The sequence below is a fragment of the Paenibacillus rubinfantis genome, from assembly GCF_001486505.1.
Taxonomy (GTDB): Bacteria; Bacillota; Bacilli; order Paenibacillales; family Paenibacillaceae; genus Fontibacillus; species Fontibacillus rubinfantis.
On sequence record NZ_LN909066.1, the window covers coordinates 395,837 to 410,067 of the forward strand.

Genomic DNA, 14,231 nt, shown 5'->3' on the forward strand with positions numbered 1-14,231 from the left:
GCCCTCCTCTACTCTTCAGAACTGCCCGAGGATCAATCACTGGGTTTCCCCGCTGCTTCCAAAGCCTCGACCAAGCCGGTTACGTCCAGCCCGTCCACGGCAAAAGCGCGCCGCACCAGCTCCGGCGGTAAAAACTCGTCGTATTTGCCCAGATAAGGGGCTTCCGACGCAGCCAGCAGCGCCTCCGGATGAGGGACGGAAGCCAGCTCCGCCTCAATGGCGGCAAGCAGCTCCTTGGCGCCTGCTCTCCCCGCCACAACCATATAATAAGGCTCCATCGGTACGACTTGACGCAAGCCCATCGGGTCCGTCAGATTATGCTTCAACAGGCGTTCCAATGTGCGGAATTGCTTGCTTCCCGCCCACGGCAAAATAAACAGCGAGTCCCCGCCCGCCGGGATCACCGTACTGTTCAGCAGCCCGCTCTCCCGGGCTAACCGGCGTGCCCGCTCCAAGCGATTGGCCGCGCCCGGGGCAAGATACGGATACAAGGTGTGCTCCTCCAACACCTGGCGCATCTTCTGCATGACCCGGGTATGGACATCTCCCCCGGCGCCAAGCCAAAGCGTATCTACCTTACCGCGCGAAGACTTCACGTACACCGCTTTATGTTTGCTGTCCACTTCCTCGACCTTCCACAGCTTCCCAGCGAGCGAGAAGCAATAGCCGGGCGGCGGTACGGTGGTGATGCTGCCGATCTCCTCGGAGCCGTTGTAGACGACATGCTCCTCGTCGTCCTTGAAGACGGCGTAAAATCGGAAGTTGTTCACCACCTTCTCCCCGCCGAGTCCGATGATCAGCGTACCTTCCTCGGTCTGCTGGATATGGTCAGTCTGCAGCAGATACTGCAGCATCGCCTTGTATTCCTCGGGTTCAACGCCGCGAAATGCCGGTAACGTCAGCACGTGCCGAGCCAGATCGGCCGGTTCCGCTTCGCCGATGCTCTTGAGCGTGCTCATCGTTTGATGGTACAGCACACCAACCGGCTTCTGGCGCAGCTTTACCGGCTCCACCCAGCGCTCGCGCACGTACAGCTCAATGATGGCGATCGCCCGCAGCAGCATCCATGGCATCCGCGCCGGCAATTGGGCGTCCTCATCCTCTTCCTCCGCGCAGAGGAACATCATCTCCGACGCTTGGTCGCCGCGCCGGCCGGAGCGGCCCAGCCGCTGCACGAAGCTGGAGCAGCTGTACGGCGCGCCGAGCTGGATCACCCGCTCGAGCTCGCCCAGGTCGATGCCGAGCTCCAGCGTCACCGTCGCTGCGGCAACCGCCGGGCCGGGGCCGGAGCGTAGCGCGGCCTCGGTCCGCCGGGCCGGGGCCGGAGCGTAGCGCGGCCTCGGTCTCCTCGCGCAGCATCGCGGAAATGCTGCCGTGATGGACGTGAAACACATCGCGCTCCTCCCGCTTCGCCGCAATCCGGCGCAGCTCCAGCGTGGTTAACTCGGCGTCGGTGCGGCTGTTGGTGAAGACGAGCGCTTTTTTGCGATGGGTGTTGTCGTAAATGAAGTTGTAATACTTCTGCTTGGCCAGCTCCAGGTGCTCCGCTTCCCGTTCGTCCCGGGCATCCGGGAAAGCGAAATGCTCCACCGACAGCTTCAGCTTGCGCCCGCCCGGCGGGGAGACCACCTCCACCGGCTGCGGCGTCCCCGCGCCAAGCCAACGAGCGGCAATCTCGTAATCGCCAAGCGTAGCCGACAAACCGATTCGTCTCGGCGTACAGGAAGCCATCCGCTCTAACCGAGTCAACTGGCTGATCACCTGAATCCCGCGATCGGCTCCCATAAAGGCGTGCACCTCGTCGATCATGATGTATCGCAGATCATGGAACAACGCCGGGATTGCATTCGGGCGATTCATAAGCAGCCCTTCCAGCGATTCGGGGGTAATTTGCAGGACCCCGCTGGGGCGCTGCATTAGCTTGGTTTTCTCCGCTTGGGCGACGTCGCCGTGCCAATGCCAGACCGGCACTTCCCCGTCCCGCAGCAGCTCCTTGATCCGTTCGAACTGGTCATTAATCAGCGCCTTTAACGGCCCGATGTAAAGAATCCCGACGGATTCCGAAGGCCGATGATAGAGCTCCGTCAGCGCAGGGAAAAAGGCGGCTTCCGTTTTCCCCGACGCCGTCCCCGATGCGATCAGGAGATGGTGCGGCGTATCGAACAACACGCGGCAAGCTTCTACTTGGGCGTCGCGCAGGGAATCCCATTTTTTGCGGTAGATGTATTCCTGAATAAACGGCGCCAACCGGGAAAAAGGACGGGGACCGCTCATAACTCAAACTCCGCCAAAAAGTCGTCGAGCTCGTCGGGGCCGCCCTTCTCCTTGGCCCCTTGGTTCCCGGACGCCGCGTATTCCAGCTCCCGTTCACCCATCAACTCCTCGAACGACAGCTCCGGCTGTTGGTGCAGCAGATGCAGCACATCCATAAAATCGCGTACGACCTCCCGGGTCGTCAACAGCTCCTCCGCCCCAAGCCGATTCACCGCTGCTTGCATGAAGGCGATCAACTGCTCGTCGGTCAGACGCATCGCGTAACCGAAATGGATCGCATGAATCTCGCGCAGCTTCTGCAGCAAGAGCAAAATTTCCTCATGAGACAGCATGTCCAGCTTCAGAATCGGCGACGTGTACGAACGGCGCGCCCCGCTGCTATAACGCCCGTCGATCAGCCGCGAGCGCAGGGCATCGTAGCTGAACAGCCCCCGCCGCTCGTCTTCCACGAACTGCGGTGTTCCGCCCAAGAAGATGCCGAGGTACTGGGCTTTGCCCTGCATTGTGTCGTTGAACATCGTCAGCAGTTTTTCGTAATTGCTTTGGCGGGAGACACTGTTCGTGATTTTGTACAGATTGACGCCTTCATCGATAAACAGCAGCAGCCCGCGATACCCGATGCGCACCGCAAACTCCGCCCACAACTTCATGTAGTCGTACCAGTTGTCGTCGTCGATGATTACGCCGACGCCCAGCTCCTGGCGCGCCTCCGTTTTGGTTGGAACCTCGCCGCGTAACCAGCGCAACGCCGCGGCTTTCCGGTCATCGTCGCCAAGCTTGTAGCCCGACCAGTAGGCGGCCAGCACTTTGGCGAAGTCAAATCCGTGCACGAGGTTTTGCATCTCGTTGGTCACCGCATAAATCCGCAGCTCCACCGCATCATGCAGTTGCGGATCACCGGGACGCAGGCCGGTGGCCTGCATTTGCTCCTGTTGGAGAGCGGCGATCCACTTCTGCAGCATCGTCTCCAGTGCGCCGCCGTCGGGCCGCGTCCGGGTGGATAAATGCGTCATCAACTCCCGGTAAGTCCCCAGCCCCTGCCCTTTCGTGCCAACCAGCCGACGCTCTGGCGACAAATCGGCGTCGGCCACTACAAAATCGCGGTCCATGGCATAATTGCGAATCATCTGGAGCAGGAAGCTCTTCCCGCTTCCGTAACGCCCCGTGATCAAGCGGAAAGCCGCCCCGCCCTCCGCAATATTGTCCATGTCCTGCAGGATGGACGCCACCTCTGGTTTACGCCCGACCGCGATATGCTCCAACCCAACTCGCGGTACGACCCCGGCCGTCAAGGAATTGACGAGCGCGGTGGTCAGCCGCTTCGGAATTTGCACCTGTTTCATTCTCGTTCACCTCATCGTTCCAAACTTATCCTATATCCTCAAGCCGCACCGTTTATCGTTTATGTTTATCGCTTAGCGCTGGCTTGCAAGCCACTCGTCAAGCTCCGCACGGTAGTCGTCTACAACTTCGTCCCCATCGACCAGGAGGTCCCCGATCCGCTCCATCGCCAGCTCATTGATCTCATCGATCAGCAGCTCGGGCATCGAGCCAGCCTGCTCGGCAATGGTTTGGCGTTCCGCCGCGCTTTGGCCCTGGAGCAAAGCAGTCAGCATCTGAGCCTGAGGCGCAGTCAGACTTGCAAACAGCTCCTGCCATTCCTCCGACAGACTCGTCATCGGCCCGCCCTCGTTCTTCTCGCTACCGCTTCGTTCCTCGGTGGATGGCGGAAGAACTTGTTCTGGCTCCTGCTCATATCCCCGTTCAAAATCAAAGGTTGGCTGCAGCGGTTCATCACTTATTCTTCCAGGCAGGCTGGCAGCCCGCTCCGGCGGTAGACCGGGGGCTTCCGGCGCGAACGCAAGCGTCAGCTCCTCGCTGAGCAGAAGGTCCCGCACCTCGTTGGATTCCTGCTGCAGTTTGCGCAGTTTAGCGGCATTGATTTTTACCTTCGGTGTCCGGGCTTTCGCTTCTTCCGCTTTCCGCCGTTCAAATTCCTTGCCGAGGTATCGGCCAACCAGCTGTTCGATCTCCGGCCCGACGTCGATTCCCCGCAGTTTCCCCTTAAATCCGGTTAATTCACGCAACTGGTTCTCCGTCAATCGAATGAGCTGCGTCAGGAACCCGCGCAGCGGTGGATGCCCGCTATAGGGCAAGACGGTGACCGTCTTGGTGCGCCCATACAAATCATGGTCATACACGGCGCTGCGGAACAAGAATCGAGACACCCGGGTCTCCGATGGCTGAAACAGCTCCAGAATTCGGATGCCCTTGCTCCTCGAAAGATAGCCATCGACCAATGAGATGACCTTCGGTACGTAGTTCCGCATATCCTTACGCCCTAGCTCCTGATAAAAGCGGCTTTTCTCCACATTATAATCGGTCAGCGTCATCAGCAGATCCCAGCTCAACTCCAGCGGATCGGCGGTGAACCTTCTGCGCCATTCCAGCTCCTTCAACTCCATCGACAAATTGCGAGGCAGCTTGGCCATCGGCTCTGCAGACCGTTCCTCCAACTGGAAGACCAACGCCAGATCGTATAACCATTCCCGGACGTAAAGATCCAGCTTAGGGTAACGCTCCCGGTAGGCCTGCCAGACCCGTTCCATTAAGGCATAACCCTCTGCGGGTTCCGACCAGCCAACCCCATGGATCAGCTCGTATAAATAGACAAACAGGTAGGACAGATCCGTGTCCGGATAACGTTCAGAACGAACCTCTCCCCGCCAGAACAAATACCATTTCAGCTGCCTGGGCTGCATCTCATCATAAGTCGGCCAATACGTCTGAAAAGGAACAAACTCCGCCGCCGCTTCAACGGCCGACTCCAGCTCCTTCGCTTTCTGGACAAACCGCTGTTCCCGGGAAATATAACGGAAGTCCTGCCGCCAATCCGTATCGCGTTCCCAAAGATCGGGTGCAACAACCCGGCTCACCGGCTCCGATCTGCCGTTCGCTTGTTGCCCGACGTCCTCTACTTCCAATTCCGCGAACGTCAACCGATGTTCCGAATCCGTCTGCCGTTCCCGGTCTCTATGTAGTTGTTGGCTGAAAAAACTGTATTTTTCGTCCGCTCCGTCGTTCATCGTTCCAAAACCTCCGTCACGACCATTATACCACCCGACCGAAAATTTGTTCGCCTTTTGAATACTATTTTGCCCTCCCTTATAATGAAAAGCAACTGCAAGTTGCCAGGGAGGACGATAGTTCGATGAATAAATGGCTGAAGGCCTTATTATTTCTGATCGGAGCGGCGATATTAACCCGCTTGATCCCGTTTTCCGACTGGTTCCGCATGTTGGATACGATGGTTCATGAACTGGGCCATGCGGTTGTGACCCTACTCGCTTCGGGACAGGTGCTGCGCATTGAATTACACCCTGATCACAGCGGTGTTACCTACTCGGTGCTAGCTTCAGGTTGGAGCCAACTGGCCGTAGCTTTGGCCGGGTATATCTCGGCTTCGTTGTTTGCCGTAGCCATGTTCTTTGGCTATTCCCGGCAAAACCAAGCGGCCGGGCTTGTCCTCATCAGCATGCTGGCTTTGGTCTCGTTGCTGCTGTTTGTGCGTACGGGATATGGCCGGGGATGGTTAATCCTGTTCCTGCTGATTAACGTGGCCTTTTTCCTGCTAGGGGGACGAATTCGCAATTTCTATTATCTGCTGCTGGCGTTCTTATGCTTGGAGGAGTCGGTGATGGGTCCGGTCACACTGCTGCTGAACTCTATCGTTTCTCCCGGCCAAGCGGGCGACGCGACGAACTTGGCTCAGCTTACGGGGGTATCCCCACTGGTGTGGTCGGTGATTTTTCTAATCATATCCCTGCTCTGCGCCTTATCCGCGCTCCAGCTGTATTGGAATGACCGCAGGCGGAGCCGGGAGAAGAAAAAAATGAGCGGATCAAGCTCAATGAGCGGGTGAATCTCGGCTTCATTTGTTCTTGATGATCGTACATCTCAGCACATGGACATCCTGGTTATCCCGAATTATTGCTTCAATATTGTCGCTGGATTCCACATGGTCCTTGCCCTTATTTCTCACAATCACACCCAAAGCAATCGTTTCATTGGGGTTTACGGTAGTTGGTGGCATGGAGTGAATCATTGTACTATCAAAATCGCCTTTGGGGATTTCGAATTTGGAGCTGACCACGTTTCCTTTCTGCCTATAAGCAAGCGTCCATCCTTCGTCCCCCTCACTCATGACAGGGGTCGTTAAATAAAGCCTGAATGGGTTATCCTGGACCTGATCAAGTAACGTTTCCAGACCAAGTACGGATCCTTTGCTTTCACCGTTCACATATTGATCTATCCAGACATGCACCCGATCGGCTTGGATCTCTCCTGGGTTCACTTCAAATACCATGGAATTGCCGACACCCGCCGCTTTAAGAACGGCATACTCCTCGTCCTCCATCGGCAAGGTTTGGATGGAAATCCCGTTGATCTCCTGCTTCGGTACATGATTATCTAGATCAAGCGTCTCTGAACGACTCCCTTCACAACCCGAGAGGACTAAGGCTGTAACTAGAAGACAAGCCAGGATAGGATAAAAATATCTTCTCATTCTGCACCTCACAAACTGCTGATGTTAAATCGATTTCCGTCCGGATCATAGAAATGAAAACTAACTAAACCCTGCGTTAAAAAGCCGCCAATTCCGGACGTCTCGATCCCGCGTTGTTTCAAATATTGATGATACTTGAAAAAGTCCTGCCGATCGCGAATCCAGCAGATTGGCTGGACCTGGCCGTCCACTTTACCCACGTAGGCATCGCTGGATTTTTGTTCAAGCACCCAAAGCGACTTCTCCTCGGAATGATTCAGCTTCAGCTCCATGACGGCGTATCCGCCGGCCGGATGATGCTGGGTGCATTTCATACCTAGATGCTGGCTGTACCATTGAATCGACTCGTTTAACCGGCTGACGCCTACCCGAATCCAGGAAGGTACCAAATCGGCGGAAGGCAGCGTTAAGTCCTCCTGTAACGTTAACCGGATCCCTTCGGCCGTCGCCCACACGTCGAAATATCGGGTTTTAGTTCCCGAATAGACGGCGGACACACGCACTCCATCGGTCACCAAGGCACGCCGCAGGCGATCGAATTCCCGTGTTCGAAAACACAACCGTAGATCGGGATCCACGGTCCCGCGCTCGGCATAATGATGGGGGAGCCGGGTTTCCGTAAGATAAGTAACCAGCCAGGTCCCAAAGTCCAGTTGCGTCATTTTGCCTTGGGAACATCGGGGGTCCACCTTCCAGTTCTCTTGCCGAAGCACCTTCCAGCCAAAGTACTTATCAAACCACTTCACAACCTGATCATGATTATCCCACAACACATTGATCCATTGGCCGTCAAAATAAAGCTCGGGGATCTCCTTGCCCGTTGACATGGGGAAACCTCCTTCATACAGATCTTACCAACCCTATTATCGCTGAACCGGTCCGAATGATAAAGGAAAATATATGCAAGAAGCGCCGCTTCCTTCCGAATCTTTCGTTCATATAATGCGACTGGATATAACAAAACAAGTTTAAAGAATGGCGATTTTGAGGTAAGATGGTATTCGATGTTTCTATGAACTAGGGATTGGAAAGGAACGGTGCAGATGGACCGTCGGCAGCATATCATTAAACAAGCCGAGCAATTCGTACAAAACGTGCACAGCGGAGACGGGAGCGGCCACGACTGGTGGCATACTCATCGAGTCCGGAACACAGCCCTGGCCATCGCCCGCAAGGAGAAGGCGGATTTGTTCGTTTGTGAGCTTGCGGCTTTGCTGCACGACGTAGCAGATGAGAAGCTGAATCCATCCAAGGAAGAGGGATTGCTTAAGGTACGGAGCTGGCTGGATGAACATGTCGGGGATCCGTCCGTCATCGGTGAAGTGATGGAGATTATCTCCACGATGTCTTATAATGGCGGCAAAAACCCTCCGATGTCCACCCTCGCCGGACAAATCGTTCAGGATGCCGACCGGCTTGACGCCATTGGCGCTATCGGCGTGGCCCGAACGTTTGCCTTCGGGGGCTCCAGAGGCAGGTCCATGCATGAACCGGGGCAAGATTTCTCGGATTTCGAGTATCGCAGCCGCGGAAAAACGACGATTTATCATTTTTACGAAAAGCTATTAAAGCTAAAAGATTTGATGAATACCCGGCATGCCCGGAAGCTCGCCGAATCGCGGCACGAGTTTATGCTGCGTTTCTTGGAGCAATTTTACCGGGAATGGGATGCCGTAGACGAGCATCAGGATGAACAAACCACAACAAATTCAGGTGATATGAGTGAGAATCGCATTATTTGATTCAGGCATCGGCGGCTTGACCGTATTGACAGAGGCCATGAGGAGGCTGCCGAAGGAAGATTTTCTGTATTTTGCCGATACCCTCCACGTACCGTACGGAACCAAAACGCTGCCCGAGGTGAAACGATTCGTCCAGGAATCGGTAAACACCATCATGCAGGAGGAGATCCAAGCTTTGGTTGTGGCCTGCAACACCGCAACCAGCGCCGCGATCGAAGAGCTTCGGCGAACGTACGACATCCCGATTATCGGCATGGAGCCGGCCGTTAAGCCGGCCGTCAAACGAAGCCAAGCGGCCGGCAAACGGGTGCTTGTTTTTGCGACCTCGTTGACGTTAAGCCTCTCGAAATATACCGACCTGGTGGCCCGAGTGGACGACCACAAAGTGGTGGATTCCATGCCGCTGCCGGAGCTGGTGCAATACTGCGAGCAGTTGCAGTTCGACCGGGACGAGATCGAGCGTTATTTCAACCGCAAACTATCCGGCATCGATCTGGCGCAATACAGTACGATCGTGCTTGGATGCACGCATTTTCCTTATTACAAAAGCCTTCTGCAGCAAATCCTGCCGCCGCACATCGAGTTGATCGACGGAAGCCATGGCACGGTGGAAAGGTTGTGCTCCTTAATCGGATGCTCGGCCACCCCCTCTAAGGGATATTCGGGGCATATCGAGTTCAGGTGCTCCGACGGAAACCCGGCTTATCTGGACAAAATGGCCCGGGCGCTGGATTATCTGCAAACGCAATATACCTTATAATTTACGGTAAAAAGTTAAAAGCCTTGTCTTAAGCGATTTCATCGCAAGGACAGGGCTTTTTTGCTGCAGTGGTTTGGGTTCGCCTTACTCCATCTCCTCGTTTAATCGCACCCTATGAATATGATCTTCCCACTTTCTCTTTCCGTTGATCTGCAGGTATTTATGCGTTTTGTGCTGATTTGATGATTCATAGTTCCCCTCGCTCTCCTCGTTAGGTATTGGAAAGCCTAATCTCCTGATTCACCCTAACGCTTGCTTGGTATGCTTCACGAAATCCTTGGGTTTCGATGCTTTGCTTTGACACCTGTCTCACCTGCAGCGATGTCGTTAATTCCTTCGACAAAAGAGAGGGGGATAATCGAATATCTCATGGGACCCCCACCTGATTCGTTATTTCTTCTAATATCTTCGTACTGATGATCTGCCGATCCTCCGTTTGCGCGGTCAGCATAAACCTTGTTCCCTGCTCTTCGGATACAAAAAGATACCAGATACGGAGTTCCGGATCCCCGGTTTCCTTTACAGACGCAGTAAAGCTCTCGTCTGTTGCATAGCTGTAAACGTCGATCGCCTCGATTTTCGGGTTGTTGATCACGCCAAATAAGAGTGGAAACGGCGAATCATATTTTGTTCCTTTGGTGGATGCAAAAAATTGCTCCGTCCAGAAGCTGTCGGGGTCGTTTCCATGGATCGAAGGCAGCGTGTGCCCTCCGCCATATCCCCATTTCCACCCGAACAACAACGTTTTTTGGACGTATTCAACATCGAGGGTTTGTCCGTTTGGAAGATCCCGAAGAAGAAATAGAACCTTACCTCGATCCGTTTCGATCTCATGTAAGAGACGGAGACGGTCATTGATCTCATACCTCACCTTCTCAATCGCCTCAAGTGGTGTGGACGAGTATGGGTTGCTCATATAGAGATAGCCGAATCCCAATGCAATCAGGATTAATGCGACTAGAGTTCGTTTTTTCATAGCTCCTCCAGGAAGTAATCTTTGGGATATGGCCCCTTCCATAATTATACATTCACGCCCAGGAATAACACTACCCTCGGTTTTATTAAACGAATAACCCACCTTCACGCTGAAGGTGGGTTGAAGATGGAGCTTAACGATTACGAGAGCGGCAAATCCACCCATACCCCAGGCGTTTCCGCCGCTTTGATTCCATACTCGATCACGGCGATCACGGCTACGGTTTCGGCCGGGTTAACCGCAGGTTGGCCGGTTTCAAAGAAAGTCACCAGATTACGAATAAACGGCTCGAAGAAATTGGAGGCTGCGGAAGCTTGGGTAAAGGATCCGTTGTCGTATTTAATGCCTAACGTAAACGGGCAATGATCCCCCAAGTGATGGATCGAGGCCCGGCAGCCATCGCCGAAGTCGATGAGGAGTGCGGGAGAATCCGCCGTTCCGGTGTACATGACGCGCTGTGGACCCGGCCCCATCAAGCGAACGATCGGCTCGATTTGGTGGATCGAATAGTTGGTGAAAGCACCGGGCCCCCAGCTGCAAATCGTTTCTATCCCTGCCGGGTTAATCTCCGCGTATTCGCTGGCAAAACGAAGCGCGGACGTCGAATACATCGGCGTTCCGTGCTGTGCCGCCAGCTCGAAGAGGCGAACCGCCGTCTCCCGATCCGGAGCAAACGTCTTATCGATGTACGTCGGCTTACCCGAACGCAGCGGAAGCTGAGATAATTCCTCGTGGAATTCCGGATTGTCAGGAGATAACACGATCAAGTAATCGCTCCGCTCAACGACGTCCTGGATGGACGGCAGTTGCTCGATCCCGTTCTCCTTACACCAATCCTCGTTCGTGCGCCCGTTCTCCTTGTCTCTTTTTCCATAGGCATATGTCACCTTCATCGCGCCGGCGGTTGCCTGCTCGATCCACCCGGGATATTTGTTCGCATGGAACTGGTCGAGGTGCAGGTCGATAAACCCGATCTTTTTCATGGGATCGTGATTTCCTCCCCTTTGTCAGACGAATCATAGATCGCTTGGATGATCCGGGAGGACAAAATGACGGTGTCGATGTGTGAAGGCTGCTTCTCTCCCGTCTGGATGCACTCCAGAAATGCGTCGATTTCCTGCTGGTACATATTGCCGGAGGTGAATTTGGGCGTCGTCTCGGTTAATGCGCCGTCTTTCGCCGTATAGAACGTAAAGTCTCCGCCGTAGTTTAAGCGAATGCCGCCTTTGTCGCCCAGGAAGTCGATAAACATCTCTTCGACCCCGATGTTCTGGGCCCAGGCACCGTTCAAGGAGATCGTGGGGCCTTCGGTGCGGATCAGCGCGGTCACGAAATCGTCGACATCATACGTCCCGCTGTAGTCCGGCGGTCCGGCCCACATTTTGAGATACGTATAGTTGGCCATGTCTTTCCCCAGCTTGGAGTAAGCCTGGCCGGTCACGGTTTGGGGCTTCGGATCCCCCGCACAATACATGACGATATCGAGAAAATGAACGCCCCAATCGATCAGCGCTCCGCCGCCGGCGATCGCCTTCGTCGTAAAAGCGCCGCCTAGGCCCGGAATCGACCGGTGCGAGCGGAAGCTGGCATACACATGGTACAACTCGCCAAGCTCGCCGTTTTGGATCATATTTTTGATGCGGTTGACGCTTTCGTTGTACCGGTTCACTACCCCGATATTCAAAACTTTGCCCGTCTCATGTTGGACTTGCTGCATCTCCAAGGCTTCTGCATAGGTGCGGGCGGCCGGTTTCTCGCACAGGACATGCTTGCCCGCCCGCAGGCACTCGATGGCGATGGAGGCGTGCGAAGCGTTTGGTGTACAGATGGATACCGCATCAACCTCCGGGTCTTCCACGATCTGCCGGTAATCCTGGATGGCCTGGCCGCATTCGTATTTGGTGACAGCGGCTTCCGCCCGGTCCAGCAGGATATCGCAGAAATACTTGATGTTCACCTGCTTGTGGGCTAAGTAGGACGGGATGTGAGCGTGGTTTGCAATCGTACCGCAGCCAATCACGGCAATGGTTATGGGGTTCATCAACTTACCTCCTACAACGTGAAATAGTTCTCTACAGGAAAGTCTATGATGATTCCTAGCATATCAGATCCAGCGCAAATTGGGATGAGGTTAAGGGCGAATGCACATCAGATTACCATAAAAGGTCACCCGCCTCCCGTACCGTTCTCCGGCTGAACCCTCTACAATGAATGCAATCATGGGCAACTTGACGCTAAACTCTTAAATCCATGCCAAAAGGAGAAACCTGCGAATGAGACGCGAAATGCAAGCTGATATCGTGATTCTCGGGGGCGGTACCGGAGGAACCGCCGCAGCCCTGGCCGCCGCGGCTTCGGGCAAAACCGTCATCCTTACGGAGGAGACGCGCTGGATTGGCGGACAGCTAACCAGTCAGGCCGTCCCTCCCGATGAGCACCCCTGGATCGAGCATTTTGGGTGTACGAGAACGTACCGAAATTTCCGCGAAGGCGTGCGCCAGTATTATCGGGCTCATTTTCCGATGACACCGGGGGCAAGGAACCAGCCGGAGCTTAATCCCGGCAGCGGCATCGTCAGCCGGATCAGCCATGATCCGCGCGTTGGCTTGGCTGTGCTGGAGCAGATGCTGGCTCCGTACATTCACAGCGGCAGGCTGACGATCCTGTACAACTCCCGAGTTCACCAAGCCGAAACCATAGGGGACACGGTGAGCAGCGTGACGGTGCGTCATCTCGGCAGCGGCGATGAGCTCGTGCTTCAGGCTCCGTTCTTTATCGATGCCACCGAGCTTGGCGATTTGCTTCCGCTGGCCGGCATCGAATACGTGACCGGTGCGGAATCCCAAGCGCAGACCGGCGAACCCCATGCGGTCGACGGAGCCCCCGCGCCGCAGGATATGCAGGGCTTTACTTATTGCTTCGCCGTAGATTACGCCGAGGGTGAAGAGCATCTCATCGACAAGCCCGCGATGTACGATTTCTGGCGGAATTATCGGCCGGCGTTCTGGCCCGATCGGCTGTTAAGCTTAACCGGCGTGAAGCCTTCGACGAATGAGCCGGTCGAATATGAGATATTTCCGGGGCACGGAGGCAAATTCCCGCTGTTTCAATACCGGCAAATCCTTGATCCCGCTCATTTTGACAGCCGCCTGGGGTTCCGTCCGCTCTCCCTGATCAACTGGCCGCAGAACGACTATTGGCTGGGCTCCCTCATCGACGTCCCGGAGGAAGAAGTCGCGCGTCATCTGTACCAGGCCAAACAGCTGAGCTTGTCGCTGTTGTATTGGCTGCAAACCGAAGCGCCCCGTCCGGACGGCGGGCAAGGCTATCCGGGTTTGCGCCTGCGACGCGACGTCGTAGGAACGGAGGACGGATTGGCCATGGCTCCATACATCCGCGAGTCGAGGCGAATACAAGCGGAGTTTACGGTACTGGAGCAGCATGTCGCCACAGCTTCCCGGCCGGACGGCGCAGCCGAAGCGTTTGCGGATTCCGTCGGAGTGGGCTGTTACCGCATCGATTTGCATCCAAGTACAGGCAACCGACCGTATATCGACATCTCCTCCTTACCGTTTCAAATCCCGCTGGGCAGCCTGATCCCCAAACGGGTCAAAAACGTGCTGGCCGCAGGCAAAAACATCGGGGCCACCCATATCACCAACGGCTGCTACCGGCTCCATCCCGTGGAATGGAACATCGGCGAAGCGGCGGGAAGCTGCGCCAGCTTCTGCTTGGACCGCAACCTCTTCCCTACGGATGTTCGGAATCATGAAGAAACCTTAGCCGACTTCCAGCAGCGCCTCCTTCAACAAGGGATTGAACTGCAATGGCCAAAGCTTCGCCCGGTTTAATTTAATCAAAGAATGCCAGCCTGCGGAGGATGTTTTCCGCAGGCTGGCATTTTTGCGTTGC

Annotated in this window: 11 protein-coding genes and 1 pseudogene; 4 read left to right on the forward strand and 8 right to left on the reverse strand. The window is 55.3% G+C overall.

The window, feature by feature from the left end:
- Positions 1-32 precede the first annotated feature (32 nt).
- The 3 genes and pseudogenes from BN3277_RS19425 to BN3277_RS19435 all read right to left on the reverse strand — a co-directional run bounded on the left by BN3277_RS19425 (position 33) and on the right by BN3277_RS19435 (position 5,360).
- A pseudogene (locus tag BN3277_RS19425) lies at positions 33-2,274 on the reverse strand (DEAD/DEAH box helicase).
- Complete coding sequence (locus BN3277_RS19430) at positions 2,271-3,617, reverse strand: ATP-binding protein (RefSeq protein WP_059045572.1); 1,347 nt, start codon at positions 3,615-3,617, stop codon at positions 2,271-2,273. The pseudogene BN3277_RS19425 and the gene BN3277_RS19430 overlap by 4 nt, the downstream one beginning before the upstream one ends.
- A 72-nt stretch (positions 3,618-3,689) precedes the next feature.
- Positions 3,690-5,360, reverse strand: a complete 1,671-nt coding sequence (locus BN3277_RS19435) for a TerB N-terminal domain-containing protein (RefSeq protein WP_059045574.1) — start codon at positions 5,358-5,360, stop codon at positions 3,690-3,692.
- 125 nt (positions 5,361-5,485) lie between these two features.
- Here BN3277_RS19435 and BN3277_RS19440 point away from each other — a divergent pair, with 125 nt between their 5' ends.
- The gene (locus BN3277_RS19440; RefSeq protein WP_059045576.1) at positions 5,486-6,196 is read left to right on the forward strand and encodes a M50 family metallopeptidase; all 711 of its coding nucleotides are present in this window, start codon (positions 5,486-5,488) and stop codon (positions 6,194-6,196) included.
- 9 nt (positions 6,197-6,205) lie between these two features.
- Here BN3277_RS19440 and BN3277_RS19445 read toward each other — a convergent pair whose 3' ends face one another.
- Positions 6,206-6,841 (reverse strand): hypothetical protein, encoded by a 636-nt coding sequence (locus BN3277_RS19445; protein WP_059045578.1) that lies wholly within the window; start codon positions 6,839-6,841, stop codon positions 6,206-6,208.
- An 8-nt stretch (positions 6,842-6,849) separates the two neighbouring features.
- Positions 6,850-7,668 (reverse strand): VOC family protein, encoded by an 819-nt coding sequence (locus BN3277_RS19450; protein WP_059045580.1) that lies wholly within the window; start codon positions 7,666-7,668, stop codon positions 6,850-6,852.
- Between the two features lie 216 nt (positions 7,669-7,884).
- Between BN3277_RS19450 and BN3277_RS19455 the strand changes: the two genes are divergently transcribed.
- Positions 7,885-8,583: an HD domain-containing protein gene (locus tag BN3277_RS19455; RefSeq protein ID WP_059045582.1), complete on the forward strand. Its 699-nt coding sequence runs from the start codon at positions 7,885-7,887 to the stop codon at positions 8,581-8,583.
- On the forward strand, positions 8,564-9,343 hold the full coding sequence (gene murI, locus BN3277_RS19460) for a glutamate racemase (RefSeq protein WP_059045583.1): 780 nt from the start codon (positions 8,564-8,566) through the stop codon (positions 9,341-9,343). The genes BN3277_RS19455 and murI overlap by 20 nt, the downstream gene beginning before the upstream one ends.
- 367 nt (positions 9,344-9,710) lie before the next feature.
- On the opposite strand, the gene BN3277_RS19465 is transcribed toward murI, so the two are convergent.
- The 3 genes from BN3277_RS19465 to BN3277_RS19475 form a co-directional block, all read right to left on the reverse strand.
- Positions 9,711-10,319 (reverse strand): hypothetical protein, encoded by a 609-nt coding sequence (locus tag BN3277_RS19465; protein WP_148501087.1) that lies wholly within the window; start codon positions 10,317-10,319, stop codon positions 9,711-9,713.
- A gap of 140 nt (positions 10,320-10,459) precedes the next feature.
- Positions 10,460-11,302: a Gfo/Idh/MocA family oxidoreductase gene (locus tag BN3277_RS19470; protein ID WP_059045587.1), complete on the reverse strand. Its 843-nt coding sequence runs from the start codon at positions 11,300-11,302 to the stop codon at positions 10,460-10,462.
- The gene (locus BN3277_RS19475) at positions 11,299-12,360 is read right to left on the reverse strand and encodes a Gfo/Idh/MocA family protein (RefSeq protein ID WP_059045589.1); all 1,062 of its coding nucleotides are present in this window, start codon (positions 12,358-12,360) and stop codon (positions 11,299-11,301) included. The genes BN3277_RS19470 and BN3277_RS19475 overlap by 4 nt, the downstream gene beginning before the upstream one ends.
- A 232-nt stretch (positions 12,361-12,592) precedes the next feature.
- Between BN3277_RS19475 and BN3277_RS19480 the strand changes: the two genes are divergently transcribed.
- Entirely contained in the window at positions 12,593-14,170 is a 1,578-nt protein-coding gene (locus BN3277_RS19480) for an FAD-dependent oxidoreductase (RefSeq protein WP_059045590.1), read from the forward strand.
- Positions 14,171-14,231: the final 61 nt, after the last annotated feature.

What these genes read in the sequence shown, in the direction of transcription:
- BN3277_RS19430 (WP_059045572.1), bottom strand. Translation starts at nt 3,617, where the DNA reads ATGAAACAGGTGCAAATTCCGAAGCGGCTGACCACCGCGCTCGTCAAT.
- BN3277_RS19435 (WP_059045574.1), bottom strand. Translation starts at nt 5,360, where the DNA reads ATGAACGACGGAGCGGACGAAAAATACAGTTTTTTCAGCCAACAACTA.
- BN3277_RS19440 (WP_059045576.1), top strand. Translation starts at nt 5,486, where the DNA reads ATGAATAAATGGCTGAAGGCCTTATTATTTCTGATCGGAGCGGCGATA.
- BN3277_RS19445 (WP_059045578.1), bottom strand. Translation starts at nt 6,841, where the DNA reads ATGAGAAGATATTTTTATCCTATCCTGGCTTGTCTTCTAGTTACAGCC.
- BN3277_RS19450 (WP_059045580.1), bottom strand. Translation starts at nt 7,668, where the DNA reads ATGTCAACGGGCAAGGAGATCCCCGAGCTTTATTTTGACGGCCAATGG.
- BN3277_RS19455 (WP_059045582.1), top strand. Translation starts at nt 7,885, where the DNA reads ATGGACCGTCGGCAGCATATCATTAAACAAGCCGAGCAATTCGTACAA.
- BN3277_RS19465 (WP_148501087.1), bottom strand. Translation starts at nt 10,319, where the DNA reads ATGAAAAAACGAACTCTAGTCGCATTAATCCTGATTGCATTGGGATTC.
- BN3277_RS19470 (WP_059045587.1), bottom strand. Translation starts at nt 11,302, where the DNA reads ATGAAAAAGATCGGGTTTATCGACCTGCACCTCGACCAGTTCCATGCG.
- BN3277_RS19475 (WP_059045589.1), bottom strand. Translation starts at nt 12,360, where the DNA reads ATGAACCCCATAACCATTGCCGTGATTGGCTGCGGTACGATTGCAAAC.
- BN3277_RS19480 (WP_059045590.1), top strand. Translation starts at nt 12,593, where the DNA reads ATGAGACGCGAAATGCAAGCTGATATCGTGATTCTCGGGGGCGGTACC.